This window comes from Novisyntrophococcus fermenticellae, from assembly GCF_018866245.1.
GTDB classification, from domain to species: Bacteria; Bacillota; Clostridia; order Lachnospirales; family Lachnospiraceae; genus Novisyntrophococcus; species Novisyntrophococcus fermenticellae.
Genome location: NZ_CP076458.1, coordinates 2,362,061 through 2,385,183, shown reverse-complemented (window position 1 = coordinate 2,385,183; position 23,123 = coordinate 2,362,061). Strand labels below are relative to the sequence as shown.

Genomic DNA, 23,123 nt, shown 5'->3' with positions numbered 1-23,123 from the left:
ATCTCTGGACCGGATGGAGGAAATTGAATCATGAGCGAAAAAATTATATTAACAGGTGACAGACCAACAGGAAGACTTCATATTGGACACTATGTTGGGTCTTTAAAGCGTAGAGTTGAATTGCAGAACGCAGGTGAATTCGATAAAATTTTTATTATGATAGCAGATGCCCAGGCCTTGACGGATAACGCGGATAATCCTGAAAAGGTGCGTCAGAACATCATTGAGGTGGCTTTAGACTACCTTGCGGTTGGACTGGACCCGGAAAAATCCACAATATTTATTCAGTCCCAGATTCCTGAACTTTGTGAATTGTCCTTTTACTATATGAACCTGGTCACAGTAGCCCGGCTTCAGAGAAATCCTACCGTCAAATCGGAAATTCAGGCCAGAAACTTTGAAGCCAGCATTCCGGTGGGCTTTTTTACCTATCCGATCAGCCAGGCTGCGGATATTACGGCTTTTAAAGCCACTACGGTACCGGTTGGTGAAGATCAGGAGCCAATGTTGGAACAGGCAAAGGAAATTGTCCGAAAATTTAATTCCATATATGGGGAAGCACTTGTGGAGCCGAAGATCCTGCTCCCGGAGAACAAGGCCTGTCTGCGTCTTCCGGGTATTGATGGAAATGCAAAGATGAGCAAATCCTTGGATAACTGTATCTATCTGGCTGAGGAACCGGAAGAAATCCAAAAGAAAATCATGAGCATGTATACAGATCCTAATCATATCAGGGTGCAGGATCCCGGAACCATCGAAGGGAATACCGTATTCACATATCTGGATGCATTTGGAAGGACGGATCATTTTGAACGTTTTTTACCGGATTATTCCAGCCTGGAGGAATTAAAAGAACATTACAAAAGAGGCGGTCTTGGGGATGTGAAGGTAAAGAAATTCCTGAACAAAATCATGCAGGAAGAACTGGAGCCAATCAGAAACCGGAGAAAAGAATACCAGAAGAATATTTCGTATGTGTATGAGATATTGAAAAAGGGCAGCGAAGCAGCAGAAAAGGTAGCTGCTCAGACCCTGGCAGATGTCAAAAGTGCTATGAGGATTAATTACTTTGAAGATGAAAGCCTGATTGCCGGGCAGCAGGAAAAATACTGTGAATAGAAAACTGGGTTGTCCACCGGACAACCCTTTCGTATTACAATAAAGCATCCACCAGCCCCAGAACACCGAATTCTTCAGAAATATTTTTAATACCTTCTAAAACCTCTTCTCTGGAGTAATTATGCTCTTCCAGAAAATCATTTTGATATTCGTTGATGTGTTCATAAAAAGCAAATGCGTTTCTCAGCTGTGACATATCGGAAGTATCCAGATGCTCATACAATAGATTTTCTGCTTCATTGATCTGTCCGTTGTCAGCCATATGAAACAGATCAATCTCTTTCTCCCCTTCTGATCCTGTGGTGAGAATTGTCTCGCTAATTTCCTCCTCATTAGTCTTCTTGAATATAATTTTGGCAAGCGCCTGCATCATCTGTTTAATCAGGCGCATGACATAGTCTTGCTCATAATCCATAATGGGTATCCTCCTGAATTGACTATAATATTATGTAAGTGTCAAAAGGTATTTTGACCCTATGATACTACGGATTGCTTCGCACTTTGTGCTCCCACATCTACGCTCCGCTTCGGTCGGTGCTAAACGAACATCCACTGGATGTTCAGCACCCTAGTATCATATTATAACCAGAGAATTGATTCTAAGCAAGAGAAAATTTAATTACATGGATTTGGAGTGATATGGTATAGTATAAAAAGAGTTACTATTCTTTTCACATGGCTGGATGGTAGCGAGAATGCATTTAGAAAGGAAAAGCTGCAGGACAAGGTTTTGTCTGTGTTTTGAGCAGCAGAAGGATTATGCGTTTACTACTTGCAGAGGACAATAAAGAACTTGCTCTGAATCTGAAAGAAATTTTGGAAGAAAATTACTATTCTGTTGATGTGGTATACAATGGTATTGATGCTATGGACTGGGCCATCTGTACAGAGTACGATGGAATCATATTGGATGTTGTAATGCCTGGTATGAGTGGCTTAGAGGTTGTTCGTCTTTTGCGAAAGAAAAACAGTAATGTACCTATGTTATTTTTGACGGGAAAGGGGGAGACTCGTGACCGGGTGCTGGGGTTGAATGCCGGAGCGGATGACTATCTTTCAAAGCCATTTGCAACGGAGGAACTATTGGCCCGCATACGGGCGATGACCAGAAGAAAGAAAGAATTCTTAAGTGACCTTTTAGAGCTTGAAGGGGTCACCCTTGATCGGAAAAGCTTTGAACTGACCTATCAAAATAAAACTATGGGACTTAGAAATAAGGAATATCAGATTATGGAATTGCTAATGCGCAATCCAAAACAATATATTTCTGCCGACAGGCTGATAGACCGGATCTGGGGCTATGATACAGAGTCTGAAACGAATGTCGTATGGGTCAATATTTCAAGCTTAAGAAAAAGACTGCTACATCTGAAAGCACCGCTGCAGATAAAAAGCATACGTGGAATCGGCTACAGGATAGAACCGGCCGGAAATATATTCTAAAGTCCCAGAAATTTATGGCTGCAAAGGTAGATGCCACCAAGAAGTATGGCAGTATCTTGTAACCCGGAAGGTGTAAGTTTGCAGTATTCTCCCATTTTATTGTGAATATGCGTATGAATATCTTGCGCCTTATCCGGAAAATTCATAGTAAAGGAACTGTTTATCACGATAATTTCAGGATTAAAGGTGGTCAGCAGGTTGCTGATTGCTACAGACATGTATTTAATGAATAAGTCCATCGTCCGCAGAGCATCGGCATCTTTTTTTTGATAGAGATGCGTGAAGTGTTCGGGGCTGACTTTATAGCCCTTTGCAGTAGATAATTCCTTCAGAAGAGCTCGTTCAGAGCCATATTGCTCCAGACATCCCAGATTACCACAGGGACATGGACGGCCATCTATGGAAATGATGGTATGTCCGAATTCACCGGCGTAGCCATCTTGCCCGGTGATCAGCTGATTATTCATAATGATTCCGACACCGATACCGTCATGTACGCTGATGGACAGCATATTTTTTGCATGAAATGAATAGGCCCATTCCCCCAACACTGAGAGGTTTGCCTCATTTTCCACAAGGACAGGAATCCGGAAGTGCTTTTCCAGAATACCTGAAAAATCCAGATCCTGGTAAGGTGAATACGGAACAAATACCGGATGATTTTTATGTACGACGCCATGAATGCCGATGCATATTCCGACCAGCCCATAGACAGAGGAGGGGAGGGCATCCCGCATCTCTTCAATCATGTGCATCAAGAATCGTATAATGGAACTTTGATCGTAGTGATTTTCCACCTGTTTTACCACACAGTTTTCCCCCATGAGGTTGGCTGAAAATAAAGTTATATAATCTGCGGAAAGATCAACGGAGATACTAAAAGCGCAGCTTTTATTCAACGCAAGAAGTATCGGTTTACGGCCGCGTTTTGTATCATCGCTTCCAATTTCTAACACAAGCTTTCTGTCCAGCAATAATTGTACAATTGTAGAGACTGTGGCTTTGGTAAGGCCGAGTTTCTGGGCAATGGAGGCGCGGGATACAGGTCCGTCCGCCATAATGCTCCGCAGAACAAGTTGTGTATTCATATCCCGAATCAATTCTTTGCTGCCTGTAATCATAAAACTCCTCCTGTAGCCATAGTTTATTTCTTGTAGATAAACTGTAGTAAAAATATGTTGATTTTTTTATTTACATGCGTTATCATAAGTATAACATAATTAGTTTAGTAAGTAAACTAATTGTTAAACACAGGTTATAGTTCAGCCATTGAGAAAGGAGTTGTATGACATGCAGATTAAAAAGGTGACAGATCCGGCATTTCGGAAGTATGGGAGAATTCTTTCGATGGAAGTGCCGGACCTGTTAGAGCGTCTGAGCAAAACACCTTTGCCGCAGGACGTAGTGTATGTACCAGGAGATAAGAGCCTGGAGGATAGTGCGGAAGCACGGATGATACAGGACAGCATTTATGGAGGCATGCCTGTTCAGATTGGTTATTGCAACGGAAATAATCATAAGTTGAATGCAGTGGAGTATCACAGAGACAGTGAAGTAAATATTCCGGTACAGGGATGTATTCTGATTTTAGGCTCAGAACAGGATATTGAGGAAGATTATTCCTATGATACTTCCAGAATGGAATCTTTTGAGATTCCGGCCAAAACTGTAGTCGAAATATATGGCACAACCCTGCATTATGCACCCTGTAACCTGTCGGAAGAAGGATTTCAGGTAGCTGTAATTCTGCCGCGGGGAACGAATACGGATAAACCCACGCTTTCGGGAAGCTTTCCGGAAGACCGTCTGATGACAGCCAGAAATAAGTGGCTGATTGCCCATGAAGAAAGCGGGCTTGGAGATGCGGGAGCTTTTGTAGGATTAAAGGGTGATAATCTGACCGTCTGATTGCATTGACTTAAAAAAACTCAATATTAAGGAGGATTTATAGTATGACCAATATGCCCAAAGTTAAAATTGGTATTGTAGCAGTAAGCAGGGATTGCTTTCCGGAAAGCTTGTCTGTAAACAGAAGAAGGGCCCTCGTGGAGGCTTATAAAGCGAAATATGATGCGGCGGATATTTACGAATGTCCGGTATGTATCGTTGAGAGCGAGATACATATGGTACAGGCGCTGGAGGATGTGAAGGCGAATGGATGTAATGCACTGGTCGTTTATCTCGGAAACTTCGGACCGGAAATTTCGGAAACATTACTTGCGAAACATTTTGATGGACCGTCTATGTTTGTCGCGGCAGCAGAAGAAACCGGGGATAATCTGATGCAAGGACGCGGCGATGCATACTGTGGTATGTTAAATGCAAGCTACAACCTGAAGCTGCGTAATATTAAGGCATATATTCCGGAGTATCCGGTTGGAACGGCAGAGGAATGTGCTGCGATGATTCATGAGTTCGTACCAATTGCCCGCGCAGTCGTTGGATTGAAAAGCCTGAAAATCATCAGCTTTGGTCCCCGTCCTTTGAATTTCCTGGCATGCAATGCACCGATTAAGCAGCTTTACAATCTGGGTGTGGAGATTGAAGAGAATTCAGAACTGGATTTATTTGAAGCATTTAATAAACATGCAGGCGATCCGAGAATTCCGGAAGTCGTAAAAGATATGGAAGCTGAGCTTGGTAAAGGCAACAAGAAACCAGAGATTCTCGCCAAGCTGGCACAATATGAAATCACACTGCTGGATTGGGTTGAGCAGCATAAGGGGTATAGAGAATATATAGCAATTGCCGGAAAATGCTGGCCGGCATTCCAGACTCAGTTCGGTTTCGTACCCTGCTATGTGAACAGTCGTCTGACCGGCAGGGGAATTCCCGTATCCTGTGAAGTTGATATCTATGGCGCACTAAGTGAATTCATCGGAACCTGCGTATCCGACGATGTGGTAACCTTGCTGGATATTAACAATACGGTTCCAGCGGATATGTTTAAAGAAAGCATTGAGGGCAAGTTCCCGTACACACAGAAAGATACCTTCATGGGATTCCATTGCGGAAATACCTGCTCCAGTAAACTGACTTCCTGTAATATGAAATACCAGCTGATTATGGCAAGGAGCCTTCCGGAAGAGGTAACACAAGGTACGCTGGAGGGGGATATTATTCCAGGAGATATCACGTTCTATCGTCTGCAAAGTACTGCCGACAGCAAACTTCGTGCCTATATTGCACAAGGAGAAGTACTTCCGGTGGCCACAAAATCTTTTGGAGGAATTGGAATTTTTGCAATTCCGGAGATGGGCAGATTTTACCGTCATGTATTAATTGAAGGCAACTACCCACATCATGGTGCTGTTGCATTTGGTAATTTTGGAAAAGCATTGTTTGAAGTATTTAAATTCATCGGTGTTGAGGTGGATGAAATCGGTTATAACCAGCCGGCGGGCGTTCGTTATCCTACCGAAAATCCGTTTGCATAAGCGTGGAGATGAAATGCTTTCCGTATAAGGAGGAATTATGTATTATATAGGTATAGATCTGGGCACGTCGTCTGCAAAGCTGCTTTTGATGGAAGCCGGCGGTGAGATTAAAAAGATCGTATCAAAGGAATATCCGTTGTTTTTCCCTCATCCGGGATGGTCTGAGCAAAAGCCGGAGGATTGGTGGAAGGCAGTTATGGAGGGTTTGAAGGAACTGACTGAAGATTTTGATAAATCCTTGATTGGAGGCATCAGCTTTGGTGGACAGATGCACGGTCTGGTGACGCTGGATCAGGAGGACCACGTAATTCGTCCTGCAATCCTCTGGAATGACGGAAGGACGCAAAAGCAGACCGATTACCTGAATCAGGTGATTGGGAAGGACAAATTATCGCAATATACGGCAAACATCGCTTTTGCCGGATTTACCGCTCCCAAGCTTCTGTGGATGAAGGAAGAAGAACCGGAAAACTTCGCTCGAATTGAAAAAATCATGCTTCCAAAGGACTATATCGCTTACAAGCTTTCCGGGGTGCACTGCACGGATTATTCAGATGCATCCGGAATGCTGCTTCTGGATGTACAACATAAATGCTGGTCCAGAGAAATGATTGAAATCTGCCATATCAGAGAAGAGATGCTGCCTGAACTGTTCGAAAGTTATATGTCAGTGGGAAATATTAAAAGAGAGATTGCGGAGGAACTTGGGTTCCCTGAGACAGTCAGGATTGTGGCAGGAGCAGGTGATAACGCCGCTGCGGCAGTCGGAACAGGAACCGTAGGTGATGGGAAATGTAACATTTCCCTTGGAACAAGTGGAACGATATTTATTTCCAGCAGAAAATTTGGTGTAGATGCGTTCAATGGCCTGCATTCTTTCGACCACGCAGATGGATATTATCACCTGATGGGATGTATGCTCAGTGCGGCGTCCTGCAATAAATGGTGGATGGATGAAATTATAGGGACCGGTGACTATGCGGGCGAGCAAAAACAAATCAATGCGTTGGGAGAAAATCGGGTGTTTTTCCTGCCGTATCTGATGGGAGAGCGTTCCCCACATAACAATCCAAATGCAAGAGGAACATTTATCGGTATGACCATGGATACAACCAGAGCTGATATGACCCAGGCTGTTCTGGAAGGAGTGGCGTTTGCCATCCGTGATTCTTTCGAAATAGCCAAATCACTGGGAATTCACATGGAACGTACGAAAATCTGCGGCGGAGGTGCAAAAAGCCCGTTGTGGAAGAAAATCATTGCCAATGTTCTGGGAATCAAGGTGGATGTTATTGAATCCGAGGAAGGCCCCGGTTATGGTGGTGCCATGCTGGCTGCTGTAGCCTGTGGTGAATATGCTTCTGTGGAAGAGGCCGCAGATAAATTGGTAAAAGTAGTGGATACGATTGAGCCGGAGGCTGAGCTTGTGGAGAAATATAATAAGAGATACAAGCAGTTTGCTAAGATATATCCAACGCTCAAGGGAGTCTTTGATGAAATTATATAACCGTTCGGTCATGCGAACTTTTAAGACTTTATTACTTTGAAAAAAGCCCTGTCTTTTTCATCATGCGTAAGCATACACTGAAAAAGAGGGGGCATTTTTATGAAAAAAGGATTCTACAGGCAATATTTTTATAAGTTTACAAGGATGCCCTACGGCAGCATTTTCTTATTTCTGTTCCTGGCGGGTTTTCTGGGAGGGATTCTCTTTGCGAATGTGGCATGGAACATCCGTCCAAGCGCCATAACAGGATTAAACCTTTTAAGTGCCGGCACCTGGATAACTGTTGATGGAAGTGTAAAAGACTATTTAAAGTATCTTGCAGGTGTACGAATGAAGGCGCCTGTAATGCTGATGATTCTGGGACTTACCTCTTTTGGAATGGCTGCAGTCTATCTGGGGCTGCTCTGGTACGGCTTTCTGGGAGGTCTGCTATGTTCGGCAGCACTGCTTCAATTGGGATTAAGAGGTATGCTGAAACTGTTCGGCTGTCTGCTTCTGCCTATGATTTTTTATGTTCCGGCCATTGCACTCCTTTTAAATCAGGCTTTTATGATGTCTGAAAAAAGTTCCAGAAAAGAGGTTGAGAATATGGGAGAATACGGAAGGTACCTGATGCTCTGCATCCTGATTCTGGCAATTTTCGGGCTGGGAATCCTGGTAGAATGTTATGTAAATCCCCTGTTGATAGAGATGTGCAGAAAATTTTTTTAGAACAATATCTGGTAGACATAAAATATGCAATTTCGATATGTTGTTGTTTTCCCGGGTATGTCCTTAGAATCCCGGTAATGAAGATAAAATGGCATTTGCAATTTAAAATAAATGCGTATATAATGTCTTTAAATGATTTGAAGGGTGAATTGCTTTTATCTAAAAAAAATTCTATTCGAGGTAAGTATGATGATAAATGCAATTCAAGATTTTATACAATATTTACATAATGTAAAAAAGATGTCTCAAAATACAGAAGTCTCCTATGAACGGGATTTAAAGAAAATGCGGATCTGGCTGAATGAACAGGGGATTGATTCAGCCGATCAGGTAACCAGAACAAATCTGAATTCTTATATGCTTTACCTGGAAAGAGAACATCTGTCCCCGGCTACAGTTTCCAGAAGCGTTGCGTCAATACGTGCATTCTTTCAATTTCAAGTTAAGGAGCATAAGCTTTCTGAAGATCCGTCAGAAGGCTTAAAACCACCGAAGGTAGAAAAAAAATTACCGGAAATTCTGACTGTGCAGGAGGTTGATTTATTGCTGGCACAGCCAGATGACCGGACACCAAAGGGAATTCGGGACAAGGCTATGCTGGAGCTTTTATATGCAACAGGGATTCGTGTAAGCGAATTGATCCATCTGAAACTGTCCGATGTTAATATGCAGCTTGGTTATATCACCTGTAAAGATCACGAAAAGGACAGGATTGTCCCATTTGGCAGCACCGCCAGGCGGGCGCTGGAGCGGTATATCAAAGAGGCACGGGGAGGTCTTCTGGGTGCTCAGGACGCAGGATGGTTATTTGTGAATTGTTCGGGAAAGTCTATGAGCCGTCAAGGTTTTTGGAAGGTATTAAAGGGATATGCAAGTCAGGCCGGGATTATGGCGGATATCACTCCCCATACGCTTCGGCACTCATTTGCCACCCATCTGCTGCAGAATGGAGCCGATTTGAAAAGCGTGCAGGAGATGTTGGGACATTCCGATATATCCACCACACAGATGTATCTGAATATGGGGATTTACAAGATGCGCGATGTCTATAACAGAGCACATCCACGTAAGTAAAAGAACTGACGGAAGAGGAGAGAAGATCATGAGCTTTACATTTGTAAAAGAAATACCATCGCCGGAACAAATTTGCAGAGAATATCCCTTAAGCCCAAACTCGGTACGGATAAAAAAAGAAAGAGATGCGGAGATTGCCAGAGTGTTTACCGGTGAGTCAGATAAATTTCTGGTGATTGTAGGGCCCTGTTCTGCGGATAATGAAGATTCTGTATGTGATTATATCAGTCGTCTGGTGCCGGTGCAGGAAAAGGTGAAGGACAAGGTTATACTCATTCCGCGCATCTATACCAATAAGCCGCGTACCACGGGTGAAGGCTATAAGGGAATTGTCCATCAGCCGGATCCGGAGAAGAAACCGGATTTGCTGCAGGGACTGATTGCTATGCGTAAGATGCATATAAGGGCGATCGAAGAGAGCGGGCTGACTCCGGCAGATGAGATGCTGTATCCATCCAACTGGAGTTATCTGTCGGATATCTTATCTTATGTGGCAGTCGGTGCAAGGTCTGTAGAGAATCAGGAACATCGTCTGACCGTATCGGGATGTGATGTTCCGGTAGGCATGAAAAATCCTACAAGTGGTGACTTATCGGTGATGTTGAATTCCATTATTGCAGCCCAGGGACATCATACCTTTATTTATCGGCACTGGGAGGTGAAGACGGATGGGAATCCTCTGGCCCATGCAATCTTGCGTGGGGCAGTGAACAAGCATGGAAATGCTATTCCCAACTATCACTATGAAGAGCTGCAGCTTCTTCTGGAGAAATATCAGGAGACAAATCTGGTGAATCCGGCCGCTATTGTGGATGCCAACCATGCAAACTCTGATAAAAGGTATCAGGAGCAGGTAAGAATTGCCAAAGAAGTACTTCACAGCCGCAGGCATTCCAAGGATATCCATGACCTGGTAAAAGGGTTGATGATTGAAAGTTATTTAGAGAGCGGATGCCAGAAGATAGGCAATGGAAATCATATCTATGGAAAGTCCATAACAGATCCCTGCCTTGGATGGGAGGAGTCAGAGCGGTTAATCTACGAAATTGCAGAAAGCTGCTGAAACGCAACGCTTATCAAACCCGGCCGGGACATTGGTTCCCGGCCGTCTTTCTGGTTTTCGGATTCTTTAGGCAGCCTACAGAATCATGCTTTGTATTAAAAACCAGGCGGCACGGAATGGACGCATCAGGTTCCAGAAGCCGAATCCATGGAGATCATACTCCGAAGCTGTCAGAAGCTTTGCCCTGATACTTCGGACATCTTCAAACCATACTTCGTGTTGTACATAGTTCAGGGTATATCGAAAATGTGGTGACTGTGCAGTTTCATCATATTCGATTTCGGCTCTGTTATCTACCGCAAGCTGTACGGCTTCAGCATTACCGATGATTCTTGCTCTTGATGTTCCCCGCACAAAAGGAAGGGTCCAGTCGTAACCGTAATTAGGGATCCCCATATAAATCTTGTATCTGGGGATTACGGATACGGCGTAATCAAGAACATCCCTGACTTTATTTAAGGGTGCTACTGCCATGGGGGGGCCATACGTATATCCCCATTCATAAGTCATAAGAAAAACGCTGTCAGCTGCTTCTCCCAGAAGTGCATAGTCCATTCCTTCATATAAAAGCCCCTTCTGATCCGGTGAAGTTTTCGGGGCTAAAGCTACGGATACACGAAAACCTTCCCGGTTCATCTCCTGACGAAGCCGGGTGACGAATGCAGCATATTCCACCCTGTCTTCCGGCAGGATATATTCAAAATCCACATCTACACCATCATAACCCTTTTCTCTGACCGTTTTCATCAATTCTTCAATCAATTGTGACTGCACATCTATATTCTCTACTAAAACGTTTATAAGCTGATTATTGAAAGTCCCGGTAATCGAAAAAGGAGTAAGCACAAGTATGGGACTGACGCCTGCCCTCAGAGTGGTTTTCAGGAGATAATCTTCATTTTCCGGAGGCAGCAGTATTCCCTCTTCCGTAAAGCCATAGGAAAATACACGTAATTCATCTAAATAAAGCAAGGCGTTCTGGAGGACCTCCTCTCGAATATAGGGGTAGGCATAGCCCATAACCTCCATCTGCACTTTGGGTTGTTTTGTATAGCTGATAACCAGTTTTTCTCCTATGGTCAGATAAGACTCGTTCAGCAGATAGGGATTGTTTTGAAGAAGCTGTTTTACTGGTATTCCATATGACTGAGCTATGGAATATATGGTTTCACCCTGCTTTACTCTGTGAATGATCGCTGGGGTCAGTATCAAAATCGCCTGACCGGGGATCAGTTTTCCGGCCACATCCAACTGATTATCATAGATTAACCGTTCCATGGAAACACCAAACCGGCTGGCTATTGAAACCAATGTATCATTTGGTTGTACTACATAGATTTCCATATAATAAGCCTTTTTATTTAAGCTATGCACAGTCTGCCCGGGGGGTCCACGACTTTCGTAAGAAACTGTTACAACGGTCCGGTTCAGAAGTGATGTAACCGTTGAAAAATCCATGTTTTTATGTTATGCTAGTGAGATGAAAACAGTGGATAATCAAAAGTTGAACATACAAGGCGGAACATATGCTATCGGGAGGACTTCGATGAAATTAACAGATTTATTATCAAGGCTGGACTATGGGTGTTTACAAGGCAGTTTAGATAAGGAAGTGAGAGGAGTAGTCTTTGATTCCAGAAAAGTTGTCAGGGACTCTCTTTTTGTTTGTATACGCGGTGCTGTGACGGATGGTCATACATTTGCCGGAAGCGCGGCTGCGGATGGAGCTTCGGTACTTGTGACTGAGGAGGCCGTGGAGGTATCTAAAGACATTACAGTAATTAAAGTGGCTGACAGCAGATATGCGCTGGCGCTTATCTCCTGCGCCTGGTTCGGATACCCGGCTGATAAGCTGAAGACGATTGGAGTTACCGGAACCAAGGGCAAGACGACAACTACTTATATGGTACGCTCTATATTGGAAAATGCAGGGTATAAAGTGGGTCTGATAGGAACGATAGAAACAATTATAGATGATCAGGTGATTCCGTCGGAGAATACAACCCCTGAATCCTTTCTGGTACAGAAGTATTTTGCAGAGATGGTGCATGCCGGATGTGACTGTGTCGTGATGGAGGTATCATCACAGGCGCTGATGCTGAATCGCGTAGCAGGATTTACCTTTGATTATGGAATATTTACCAATATTGAGCCAGATCATATAGGACCAAATGAACATCCAAGCTTTGAAAACTATCTGGAATGTAAGAAAAGACTTTTAAAACAGTGCCGGGTGGGCATTGTAAACCGGGATGATGAACATTATGAAACAATGATTGAAGGTCATACATGCAAACTTGAAACTTATGGGTTTCACAAGAACGCTGATTTGAGGGCAGCAGACTGCCGCCTGGTTTCAAAACCGGGATATCTTGGGATAGACTATACGGTGGAGGGCCTTCTGAATTTTCAGGTAGAAATAGATGTTCCTGGAAAATTCAGCGTTTATAACTCTTTGACAGCAATTGCAATCTGCCGCCATTTCAAGGTATCTGAAGAAAGTATCGTGAAGGCTTTGAAAGCTGCGAAAGTGAAGGGCCGTATGGAGATGATAAAGGTTTCCGATGATTTTACACTGATGATTGATTATGCGCATAATGCTATGAGTCTGAAAAGTCTCCTTATGGCATTGCGAGAATACAATCCCCATAGAATTGTGTGCCTGTTTGGATGCGGAGGGAACAGAGACCGGGCCAGAAGATTTGAAATGGGGGAGATTTCCGGACATATGGCGGATCTCACAATCATTACATCTGATAACCCGAGGAAAGAAGAGCCACAGGCAATTATAGAAGATATTAAAACCGGTATTGGCAGGACAGAAGGGAAGTATGTGGAAATCTCTGACAGAAAGCAGGCAATTGCTTATGCGATTCATCATGGAGAAGCAGGTGATATCATCGTACTGGCCGGTAAAGGGCACGAAGATTATCAAATTATAGGTACTACGAAATATCATATGGATGAAAGGGAATTGATTCAGGAAGTACTGAAAGAGGATAGAAAAAAAGACAGATGATCAGCGGACAGGAGGCAATATGGGCAGTTATTATGCCGATATCATCATAGATATTACACATGAAAAGCTGGATCGTACGTTTCAGTACCGGATTCCGCCAGACCTGCAAAGCCAGGTAAAAGCGGGCAGTCAGGTAGAGATTCCTTTTGGCAGCGGAAACCGCCGAATCCGGGGCTATGTGATATCCATCAGTCAGGAACCGCGTTTTCCGGAGGGGAAGATGAAGGAAATACTCTCTTCAGATAACGGTGAATTTAATGTGGAATCAAACATGATTATTTTGGCAGGGTGGATGAAAAAAAACTACGGTTCCACGATGATTCAGGCACTAAAGACAGTGATGCCCATTCGGCGGAAAACAAGAGAAAAGGAAGAGCGTCTTATCCGGCTGGTTTTGAATGAAGAAGAAGCCAGGGACCGGTTGAGGTATTTCGAAGAAAAAAACCAGAAAGCCCGTGTCAGAATTTTGAAGGGCTTGATTGAAAATCCTGAAATCCCTTATGGAGAAGGGCTGAGATCCTGGAAGACTTCGGCAGAGGCCTTAAGGTCTTTGGAGACACAGGGAATTTTGAAGGTCGTAAGCAGAACAGTATACCGGAATCCCATACAGCAAAAGCAGCAGGAGGATGAACCCATGAAGCTGTCAGCAGAACAGCACCGGGTACTGGAAGAAATTTTTGGGGAATGGGAGAAAAGTGACAGACCCTGTCTCGTAAAAGGGGTTACCGGAAGCGGGAAAACCCTTTTGTATATGGAATTGATGGAGAAGATGCTGCGAGACGGCAGGCAGACGATATTACTGATTCCCGAGATTGCTTTGACTTATCAGAATGTGCAGCGCTTTTACGGACGCTTTGGGGAGCGGGTAACGGTGCTTAATTCCAGGTTATCGCAAGGAGAACGTTTTGATCAGATGGAACGGGCGAGAAAAGGGCAGGTGCAGATCGTTATAGGCCCCCGCTCTGCTTTATTCACTCCATTCCCTGATTTGGGACTTGTGATACTGGATGAGGAACATGAAACCTCTTATAAAAGCGAAGGGACTCCACGGTATCATGCAAGAGAAACAGCGATAGAGCGTGCCAGACTGGAAGGAGCACATGTGGTGCTGGGGTCGGCTACCCCGTCTCTGGAAGCATACCAAAGATGCAAAACCGGGGAGTACGCTTTGTTTCTGCTGAACAGCAGGTACCAGGAAGCCAGTCTTCCCCGGGTATATTCAGTGGATATGAGGGAAGAATTAAAAAAAGGAAATCGTTCTATATTGAGCATGAAACTTCAGTCAGCGATGGAGGAACGCCTTGCAAAGGGAGAGCAGATTATGTTGTTTCTCAACAGAAGGGGATATGCCGGATTTGTTTCCTGCCGTTCCTGCGGACATGTGATGAAGTGCCCACATTGTGATGTTTCTCTTACCATACATGACAATGGAAAGCTGGTCTGTCACTATTGCGGATATCAAACACCGGTGGTAAACCGTTGTCCCGCATGCGGTTCGTCCTACATTGGTGGCTTTCGTGCCGGAACGCAGCAAATTGAGCAGGTAGTCAGGAAGCGATTTCCAAAGGCGCGTATCGTCCGGATGGATCTGGATACCACCAGAGGAAAAGATGGGTATCAGAAAATCCTCCGCACCTTTGCAGACAGGAAAGCGGATATACTGATCGGAACACAGATGATTGTAAAAGGCCATGACTTTCCGCATGTTACATTGATGGGCGTGTTGTCAGCCGATTTATCACTATATGCCAGTGATTACCGTGCGGCAGAGAGAACTTACCAGCTGCTGGTACAGGCGGTTGGCCGGGCCGGGCGGGGTGAAGTGCCGGGAGAAGCTGTCATCCAGACCTATCATCCGGAACATTACAGTATTCAGACTGCTATACAGCAGGATTATGATGCATTTTTCCAGGAGGAGATTTCTTATCGAAAGCTGATGGGATATCCTCCGGCCTCTAATCTGCTGGCTGTACATGGCGCGTGCGGGGATGCAGAGATTCTGGAACAGGCCATGGAATATATAAACAGGTATTTATTAAGAATCCGGTGTGGCAAAGATCTGCAGATTATCGGGCCTACTGCAGAGAGTGTTGCGAAAATTAACGATATGTACCGAAGCGTACTCTATATCAGAAACCAATCAATAGAACAGCTTATAAGGATGCGGGAGATGTTGGAGAAATATGTGGAAATCAACCATGGATTTGATCCCGTGTACTTGCAATACGATTTGAACAGATAAAGTAATCAAGAAGGAGTGAATGCAATATGGCAATCAGGACAATCAGATTAGAAGGAGATAAAGCATTGACAAAGGTGTGCCGCCCGGTGGCGGAATCCACACCAAAGATCAAGCAATTAATAGGGGATATGTTTGACACCATGTATGATGCGATGGGAGTCGGTCTTGCCGCACCCCAGGTCGGAATCCTGAAGCGTATCGTGGTCATTGATACAGATGGAACGCCCCATGTACTGATTAATCCGGAAATTATAGAAACATCGGGAGAACAGACCGGTGATGAAGGGTGCTTAAGCATTCCGGGCAAATGTGGCACCGTTACACGGCCAGGCTATGTGAGGGTAAAGGCCTATGATGAGAATATGAAGCCTTTTGAACTGGAAGGTACGGAGCTTTTAGCCCGTGCAATCTGTCATGAATGTGAGCATCTGGACGGAATCATGTATACGACGCATGTTCAGGGAGAATTGCGTGACAATACGGTGATTGAAGAAGAGGAATAAAACACCTGGGAAAGTAAAGGAGGAAGCAGATGAAGGTTGTATTTATGGGAACCCCGGATTTTTCTGTAGGGACACTGGAAGCAATTATTGCGGCGGGCCATGAAGTAGCAGGGGTTGTAACGCAGCCGGACCGTCCGAAGGGAAGAGGAAAGGCCATGCAGTACACCCCGGTAAAGACAGCGGCAATTGCTGCCGATATTCCGGTATACCAGCCTATAAAGGTGCGTGAGCCTGAATTTGTAGAGCTTTTAAGACAACTGAAACCGGATGTCATCGTTGTGGTTGCATTTGGTCAGATTATTCCGGCAAGTATACTGGAAATACCCGCGTTTGGCTGCCTGAATGTACACGCATCCCTGCTTCCGAAGTATCGCGGGGCCGCGCCCATCCAGTGGGCAGTAATAGACGGAGAGAAGGAAAGCGGAGTAACGATCATGCGCATGGATGCGGGACTGGATACCGGAGATATGCTGGCCAAAACAGTGATACCACTTCAGGAAAACGAAACAGGCGGAAGTCTGTTTGATAAATTGAGTAAAGCAGGAGCGGGCTTACTGGTGGATACGCTGGACAGACTGGAGCAAGGGGAGATAACACCCGAGAAGCAGCCGGCGGACAGTCCCAATGCCTATGCCAGGATGATCCGAAAAACGGATGGCCGGATTGACTGGCACATGGAGGCAAAGAACATTGAACGCCTGATCCGGGGCTTAAATCCCTGGCCAAGTGCCTATACTATCCTGAACCAAAAGACATTAAAGATCTGGAAAGCTTCTGTCCTGGATGTAGAAACAGGGAAAGAGCCCGGCATGGTGACTGATGCCGGTAAGAGCGGAATCTTTGTTCAGACAGGAAAAGGGGTGCTCCGATTAGAGGAGGTACAGCTTGAGGGGAAGAAAAGGATGTCCTGTGATGCCTTTTTACGAGGATTTCAGTTACCTGTAGACACAAGATTGCAGTGATAAGGAGTGTATGTTTATGATAATAGCTTTGGCTCAGAGTGGGCTTTATTACGGAAATAGCGGTTATTTCTGGGGATTTGATCCTACCTATATGCTGATTTTGCTGGCGTTGGTGATATCCGGAATATTTTCGGCCCAGATGAACACCACATTTTCCAAATATAGTAATGTGAGGGCGGCAAGTGGCCTGACAGGTGCCCAGGCGGCGCAGCGTATTTTGCAGTCGGCAGGTATTTATGATGTAAGGATTGAACAGGTGCAGGGAAAATTAACGGATCACTACGATCCTTCTAATAAGGTATTAAGACTTTCACAGTCTGTCTATGGAAGCAATTCGATAGCGGCTATAGGAGTGGCTGCTCACGAATGTGGTCATGCGGTACAGCATGCCAGGAATTATGTACCACTGAACATACGGTCTGCTATCGTTCCTTTGGCAAATTTCGGATCTCAGCTGTCCTGGCCGTTGTTCTTCATCGGACTGATCGCTTCCATGAAGCCATTGCTGATGGCTGGTATCCTATTATTCTGCGGAGCTTTGCTGTTCCAGATTGTTACCCTCCCAGTGGAAATTAACGCCTCTAAAAGGGCGCTGGTGATGCTGGGCGATACTGGAATTCTTGGAGAAACAGAGGTAAAAAGCACACGTAAGGTACTGCGTGCAGCGGCTATGACTTATGTGGCTGCCGTCATAGGCTCGCTGTTGCAGCTGCTCCGGCTTTTAGTTCTTTCGGGCGCATTTCGGAGGAGAGATGACTGATGGATGTAAACATAAGAGAGCTGGCGCTCAATATATTGCTGGAAATCAACCGCGATGGGGAACATAGCCATATTGCTGTCGGAAATACCCTTGCCAAATATCAGTTCCTGCCTAAGAGTGACAGAGCATTCATCACCCGGCTCTGTGAAGGCACGGTAGAGTACCGTATGCAGTTGGACTACATCATTGATTGGGTATCCAGCGTAAAAGTGAAGAAGATGAAACCGGTTATCCGTGAAATCCTAAGGCTGTCCGTATATCAGCTGAAATATATGGACAATGTGCCAGACAGTGCAGCCGTCAATGAGGCGGTAAAGCTGGCACAGAGAAAAGGATTTCGTAATTTGAAAAATTTTGTTAACGGGGTGCTGCGCAATGTAGCGCGGAGGATGAATGAAATTACCTACCCCGACCGGGAGGGCAATCCATCCGGATATCTTTCCATCCGTTACTCCATACCCGAAGCTCTGGTAAAGAGCTGGTGTGAAGAATTTGGAGAAAGTATCTGTGAACAGATAATAAGCTCTTTTCTGAATCAACGGCCTGCCACGGTCAGATTGTGCAGAACAGGTCACGACCCGGAGCAGACTCTGCAGGAGCTTAAAGGTCAAGGTGTGGAGGTGAAAAAGGCTCCATATGCTGTGGATGCTTATGAAATTTCAAGGTATGATTACCTGGGCGGATTAGCAGCGTTTAGAGAAGGAAAGATACAGGTACAGGATGTGAGTTCTATGTTGGTGGCACAGGTGGCTGCCCCTGTTCCCGGAATGCAGGTGTTGGATGTGTGTGCGGCGCCCGGAGGCAAGAGCCTCCACGTAGCTGATCTGATGAATGGTCAGGGAATGGTTGAAGCAAGGGATTTGACGGAGTATAAGGTAAATCTGATCCGTGATAATATCGAAAGGCTGGGACTTGTCAATATACGGGCCAGAGTCCGTGACGCTTCTTTGATATATGAGGAAGATATGGAAAGTGCGGATCTGGTTCTGGCTGATGTACCCTGTTCAGGATATGGTGTGATCGGGAAAAAACCGGATATCAAATATCGCTCGAATCAGGAACAGCAGGAGTCCTTACTGGAACTTCAAAGGGAAATCCTGAAAGCCGCCGCTTCCTATGTGAAAAAAGGAGGAGTCCTGATTTATAGTACCTGTACGATTGGAAAAGCCGAAAATTTAGACCAGGTTCTGTGGTTTACAGAGCACCTTCCCTTTCAGATGGAATCCCTGAATCCATATCTTAGTCCTGAGCTTCACACGGAAACCACAGCACAGGGATATCTGCAATTACTGCCGGGTATCCATGCGTGTGATGGATTCTTTTTAGCAAGGTTAAGAAAGAAGTAGTATATGACAGAAAGAATAGAAAATAATTTGGATCTGCGTTCCATGTACATAGAGGAACTTGAGCAGATTATGATACAGATGGGAGAAAAGCCATTCAAAGCCAGACAGTTATTTGACTGGCTTCATAATAAAAGAGTGGATTCCTATGATGAGATGACAAATCTGTCCAGGCCTCTGCGTGAAAAACTGTCCTGCAAGTATCCGCTGGTGGACATCAAGGTGGTGGAGGTTCAGGAATCCAGGTTGGACGGAACCAGAAAGTTTTTGTTCCGCTTAGGAGATGGGAATGTGATTGAAAGTGTCTGGATGAAATATCATCACGGCAATTCCATCTGCATTTCATCTCAGGCCGGATGCCGTATGGGGTGCAAATTCTGTGCATCTGCGATAGGCGGTCTGGTAAGATCTCTGCATGCATCGGAGATGCTGGAACAGATTTATAAGATTTCTGAAGTTACCGGAGAAAAAGTATCGAATATAGTGGTGATGGGTACGGGAGAGCCTCTGGACAACTATGAGAATCTGCTTCGCTTCATCAGGCTGATCAGTGATGCTCGGGGAATGAATCTGAGCCAGAGAAATATAACCGTATCAACTTGTGGTATTGTGCCAAAGATGTATGAACTGGCAGATGAAAAGTTTCAGATTACATTGGCTCTGTCCTTACATGCGCCGGATGATGAGAAGCGGAAGGAGCTGATGCCCGTTGCAAATAAATATGCATTTAAAGAGGTACTGGACGCCTGCAGATATTATTTTAAAAAGACTGGACGGAGAATCACTTTTGAATATGCACTTGTGGCGGGAAAAAACGACAGTGAAAGGGATGCCAGGCTGCTTTCCGCGCAGATTAGAGACATCAATTGTCACGTCAACCTGATACCTGTTAACCCCGTCAGGGAAAGGGATTACGTAAAATCTGATAAAAATGTAGTAGTAAATTTTAAAAATAAACTTGAAAAATATCGAATTAATGTTACTATTAGAAGAGAAATGGGCAGCGATATTGATGGTGCCTGTGGACAATTACGTCGAAAATATATCGATAAACCCGAAGAGGAGAGGAAGACATGAAGGTATTTGCTGAAACAGACATCGGCCGGAAACGTCAGATGAACCAGGACTTTGTGTATGCTTCCGAACAGCCGGTGGGAAATCTTCCGAACCTGTTTGTTGTAGCTGACGGCATGGGAGGACATAATGCAGGTGACTTTGCCTCACGATTTGGCGTATCGGTACTGGTGGAGACGGTGCGAAAAGACACGAACTTTAATCCTGTTAAGATTTTACGTCACGGGCTGGAAGCGGCCAATGAACTGGTATTGCATCAGGCAAAAAAGGATGCTGCAATGGCAGGGATGGGTACGACCATGGTTGCTGTTACAATCGTAGGGCATTATGCTTACATAGCAAATGTGGGTGACAGCAGGCTGTACATCGCAACTGACAGACTGGAACAGATCACAAGAGACCATTCCCTGATTGCAGAGATGGTAAGAATTGGGGAGCTTACGCCGGAAGAGGCAAGAAATCATCCGGATAAGAATATTATTACGAGAGCAATAGGGACAGGAGAAGAAGTCGAGATTGACTTTTTTGATGTTAAACTGGAGCCGGGAAATCAGCTTCTGATGTGCTCGGATGGACTGACTAATATGGTCACGGATGAAGAAATCTATGAGGCCATCCAGATTCAGGAGGGGAATAAAGCACAAAGACTGATTGATATGGCAAATGCAAATGGCGGAAAAGATAACATTACAGTTATCATCGTCGAACCATTTACAAACGAGGTGAGAGAATGTTAAAAGAGGGAACAGTTGTAGGACAAAGATATGAGATCATAAGCCGTGTAGGCGGAGGCGGAATGGCCGATGTCTATAAGGCAAAGGACCATAAGCTGAACCGTATGGTAGCTGTGAAGGTCATGAAAGCGGAGTTCAAAGAGGACCCCACATTTATAACAAAATTCCGGAAAGAGGCGCAGGCAGCGGCGGGGCTGTCTCATCCGAATATCGTCAATGTCTACGACGTAGGGGATGATAACGGCCTGTATTACATTGTTATGGAACTTGTGGAAGGCATTACGCTGAAAGACTACATCGTAAGAAAGGGCAAGTTAAGCGTAAAGGAAGCCACCAGTATTGCAATTCAGGTTTCCTTAGGTCTGCAGGCGGCACATAATCGTGGAATTATTCATCGGGATGTAAAGCCGCAGAATATCATTATCTCCGTAGATGGAAAGGTAAAGCTGTCCGATTTCGGAATTGCGAAGGCGACCAATTCTAACACGATAACTTCCAATGTAATGGGATCGGTTCACTATAGTTCACCGGAGCAGGTGCGCGGAGGCTTCAGTAATGCAAAAAGCGATATCTATTCTCTGGGTGTGACATTGTATGAGATGGTCACCGGAAGGGTTCCGTTTGACGGCGAAACAACAGTTTCCATTGCAATCAAACACCTTCAGGAGGAGATAGAGCCTCCGACAAAATATACGCCAAATCTTCCGTATTCTCTGGAACAGATTATCTTGAAGTGTACTCAGAAGAGTCCGGACCGCCGTTATAATGACATGGCGGAACTGATTGCGGATCTGAAACATTCCCTGATGGATCCACAGGGGAATTTTGTAGCTCTTGCACCATTAGCTGCTCATGCACAGACGGTTATGATGTCTCCGGACGAGATGGAGAATATCCGGAACACACAGATGAGAGATGAGAACACCTCACAGCAGGGATATGCCGGCATGGATGAGGAAGAGGATGATGACGAAGACGAAGATGATGACTACGACTATGAAGAGGATGAGGAAGAGGATGATGACGAAGAGAGCTCAAAGCTTGAAAAGGCCATTACCATCGCCAGTTTTGTGATTGGTGCCATTGTCATCATCATATTGATTGTTTTTATAGCCAGGGCAGCGGGATTGTTTGGCGGTAAAGAAAAAACAAAGGATGACGCCAATTCAACCAGTATTTCCAGCAATGCAGAGGAGGAGACAAAAGTTACAGTTCCGGACCTTACAAACAAGACACAGGATGAAGCAGTCAAACTGTTAAATACTCTGGGGCTGGGCGGTCATTACAGCGGTGAAGAAAATTCTGATACAATAGAAGAAGGAAAAATCTGCTGGCAGGAGATTGCGGCGAATGAGAAGGTAGATAAGAATACCCAAATTAATTTTAAGGTCAGCAGCGGCAAAGGTTCTGTGACAATACCTGAGGATATTGTGAACATCAGCCAGCAAAATGCAACAGTGAAGCTGTCTGAGCTGGGCTTGAGCGTGGCTGGCAATGTGGAAAAGCAGAGCAGTGATTCCGTTGCAATTGGCAATGTCATCACCACGAATCCGGCACCTGGAACAAGTGTGTCTGCAGGCTCGGAGGTTACCTTAACAATCAGTACCGGACCGGAACAGAAGCAGAATACAGGGGACGAGGAACAGGTAAAAATTCCAAGCTATATAGGACTTACTCTGGAAGACGCACAGGCCAGCCTGGAAGCGAAAGGCATCGAAGTGGAGGTAGAATATGGCTCCAGTTCAGCATATGATAAGGGAGATGTTATCAAGCAGAGTGTAGCCGGAAATTCATCGGTGCCCAAAGGGTCAACCATAGTATTGACGGTAAATGATCCGAGTAAGGCAGCCGGCAATAATCCGGCCACAGCGACGGGGAAATGGTATTCCACAAGTCCTCTTCAAAAACCGCCAAAGTATAATGGCGGTATTGTGAAACTGGTTTTGGTACAAGAAGTTAACGGCGAAGAAAGCCAAAAGGAAGTTTATACGGGTATGCCCTGGGAGAATGGTGATTTTACCACTCCCATTGAGGGGGCCGACGGCGTCTCAACAGGCAAAATATATGTTTATGCAGATGGCAGTGACAGCCCAACCTACGTATATTCATCCGTTCCATTTGCAGAAAGTTAA

General features: G+C 44.9%; 20 protein-coding genes. 17 read left to right on the top strand and 3 right to left on the bottom strand.

Annotated elements, in window-relative coordinates:
- The first annotated feature begins 30 nt into the window (after window positions 1–30).
- The gene (gene trpS, locus KNL20_RS10980) at window positions 31–1,119 is read left to right on the top strand and encodes a tryptophan--tRNA ligase (protein WP_230397792.1); all 1,089 of its coding nucleotides are present in this window, start codon (window positions 31–33) and stop codon (window positions 1,117–1,119) included.
- A 34-nt stretch (window positions 1,120–1,153) separates the two neighbouring features.
- Here the strand turns inward: trpS and KNL20_RS10975 are convergent, their stop codons facing one another.
- Window positions 1,154–1,534 (bottom strand): DUF6483 family protein, encoded by a 381-nt coding sequence (locus tag KNL20_RS10975; RefSeq protein WP_230397791.1) that lies wholly within the window; start codon window positions 1,532–1,534, stop codon window positions 1,154–1,156.
- 344 nt (window positions 1,535–1,878) lie between these two features.
- On the opposite strand from KNL20_RS10975, the gene KNL20_RS10970 reads away from it, so the two are divergent.
- Window positions 1,879–2,562, top strand: coding sequence for a response regulator transcription factor (locus tag KNL20_RS10970; RefSeq protein ID WP_230397790.1), 684 nt, complete (start codon window positions 1,879–1,881; stop codon window positions 2,560–2,562).
- On the opposite strand, the gene KNL20_RS10965 is transcribed toward KNL20_RS10970, so the two are convergent.
- A complete protein-coding gene (locus KNL20_RS10965) occupies window positions 2,559–3,683 on the bottom strand; it encodes an ROK family transcriptional regulator (protein WP_230397789.1) in 1,125 nt (374 codons plus the stop codon). The two genes, KNL20_RS10970 and KNL20_RS10965, sit on opposite strands and share 4 nt — an antisense overlap.
- A 169-nt stretch (window positions 3,684–3,852) precedes the next feature.
- Here KNL20_RS10965 and KNL20_RS10960 point away from each other — a divergent pair, with 169 nt between their 5' ends.
- The 6 genes from KNL20_RS10960 (at window position 3,853) to KNL20_RS10935 (ending at window position 10,354) form a co-directional block, all read left to right on the top strand.
- Window positions 3,853–4,470 (top strand): DUF4867 family protein, encoded by a 618-nt coding sequence (locus KNL20_RS10960; RefSeq protein ID WP_230397788.1) that lies wholly within the window; start codon window positions 3,853–3,855, stop codon window positions 4,468–4,470.
- Between the two features lie 44 nt (window positions 4,471–4,514).
- Entirely contained in the window at window positions 4,515–5,999 is a 1,485-nt protein-coding gene (locus tag KNL20_RS10955; RefSeq protein WP_230397787.1) for an L-fucose/L-arabinose isomerase family protein, read from the top strand.
- Window positions 6,000–6,036: 37 nt separating this feature from the next.
- The gene (gene xylB, locus KNL20_RS10950; protein ID WP_230397786.1) at window positions 6,037–7,506 is read left to right on the top strand and encodes a xylulokinase; all 1,470 of its coding nucleotides are present in this window, start codon (window positions 6,037–6,039) and stop codon (window positions 7,504–7,506) included.
- Between the two features lie 99 nt (window positions 7,507–7,605).
- The gene (locus KNL20_RS10945) at window positions 7,606–8,217 is read left to right on the top strand and encodes a stage II sporulation protein M (protein ID WP_230397785.1); all 612 of its coding nucleotides are present in this window, start codon (window positions 7,606–7,608) and stop codon (window positions 8,215–8,217) included.
- Between the two features lie 189 nt (window positions 8,218–8,406).
- The gene (gene xerD, locus KNL20_RS10940; RefSeq protein WP_230400098.1) at window positions 8,407–9,291 is read left to right on the top strand and encodes a site-specific tyrosine recombinase XerD; all 885 of its coding nucleotides are present in this window, start codon (window positions 8,407–8,409) and stop codon (window positions 9,289–9,291) included.
- Window positions 9,292–9,319: 28 nt separating this feature from the next.
- Window positions 9,320–10,354 (top strand): 3-deoxy-7-phosphoheptulonate synthase, encoded by a 1,035-nt coding sequence (locus KNL20_RS10935; protein ID WP_230397784.1) that lies wholly within the window; start codon window positions 9,320–9,322, stop codon window positions 10,352–10,354.
- A 75-nt stretch (window positions 10,355–10,429) separates the two neighbouring features.
- Here the strand turns inward: KNL20_RS10935 and KNL20_RS10930 are convergent, their stop codons facing one another.
- The gene (locus KNL20_RS10930; RefSeq protein WP_230397783.1) at window positions 10,430–11,698 is read right to left on the bottom strand and encodes a glycosyl hydrolase family 18 protein; all 1,269 of its coding nucleotides are present in this window, start codon (window positions 11,696–11,698) and stop codon (window positions 10,430–10,432) included.
- A gap of 202 nt (window positions 11,699–11,900) precedes the next feature.
- Here KNL20_RS10930 and KNL20_RS10925 point away from each other — a divergent pair, with 202 nt between their 5' ends.
- The 9 genes from KNL20_RS10925 to pknB are packed head-to-tail and all read left to right on the top strand — an operon-like array spanning window position 11,901 to window position 23,123.
- Window positions 11,901–13,373 carry a UDP-N-acetylmuramoyl-L-alanyl-D-glutamate--2,6-diaminopimelate ligase gene (locus KNL20_RS10925; protein ID WP_230397782.1) on the top strand — a complete coding sequence of 491 codons (1,473 nt, stop codon included), beginning with the start codon at window positions 11,901–11,903 and terminating at the stop codon, window positions 13,371–13,373.
- A 19-nt stretch (window positions 13,374–13,392) separates the two neighbouring features.
- Window positions 13,393–15,615, top strand: coding sequence for a replication restart helicase PriA (priA, locus tag KNL20_RS10920; protein WP_230397781.1), 2,223 nt, complete (start codon window positions 13,393–13,395; stop codon window positions 15,613–15,615).
- A gap of 26 nt (window positions 15,616–15,641) precedes the next feature.
- The gene (gene def, locus KNL20_RS10915; RefSeq protein ID WP_230397780.1) at window positions 15,642–16,118 is read left to right on the top strand and encodes a peptide deformylase; all 477 of its coding nucleotides are present in this window, start codon (window positions 15,642–15,644) and stop codon (window positions 16,116–16,118) included.
- Window positions 16,119–16,147: 29 nt separating this feature from the next.
- Entirely contained in the window at window positions 16,148–17,080 is a 933-nt protein-coding gene (gene fmt / locus KNL20_RS10910; RefSeq protein WP_230397779.1) for a methionyl-tRNA formyltransferase, read from the top strand.
- A gap of 16 nt (window positions 17,081–17,096) precedes the next feature.
- Window positions 17,097–17,840 (top strand): zinc metallopeptidase, encoded by a 744-nt coding sequence (locus KNL20_RS10905; RefSeq protein ID WP_230397778.1) that lies wholly within the window; start codon window positions 17,097–17,099, stop codon window positions 17,838–17,840.
- The gene (gene rsmB, locus KNL20_RS10900) at window positions 17,840–19,186 is read left to right on the top strand and encodes a 16S rRNA (cytosine(967)-C(5))-methyltransferase RsmB (RefSeq protein WP_230397777.1); all 1,347 of its coding nucleotides are present in this window, start codon (window positions 17,840–17,842) and stop codon (window positions 19,184–19,186) included. Before KNL20_RS10905 ends, rsmB begins: the two co-directional genes overlap by 1 nt.
- A gap of 3 nt (window positions 19,187–19,189) precedes the next feature.
- The gene (gene rlmN, locus KNL20_RS10895) at window positions 19,190–20,260 is read left to right on the top strand and encodes a 23S rRNA (adenine(2503)-C(2))-methyltransferase RlmN (protein WP_230397776.1); all 1,071 of its coding nucleotides are present in this window, start codon (window positions 19,190–19,192) and stop codon (window positions 20,258–20,260) included.
- Entirely contained in the window at window positions 20,257–20,994 is a 738-nt protein-coding gene (locus KNL20_RS10890) for a Stp1/IreP family PP2C-type Ser/Thr phosphatase (protein ID WP_230397775.1), read from the top strand. Before rlmN ends, KNL20_RS10890 begins: the two co-directional genes overlap by 4 nt.
- Window positions 20,988–23,123, top strand: coding sequence for a Stk1 family PASTA domain-containing Ser/Thr kinase (gene pknB / locus KNL20_RS10885; RefSeq protein WP_230397774.1), 2,136 nt, complete (start codon window positions 20,988–20,990; stop codon window positions 23,121–23,123). The genes KNL20_RS10890 and pknB overlap by 7 nt, the downstream gene beginning before the upstream one ends.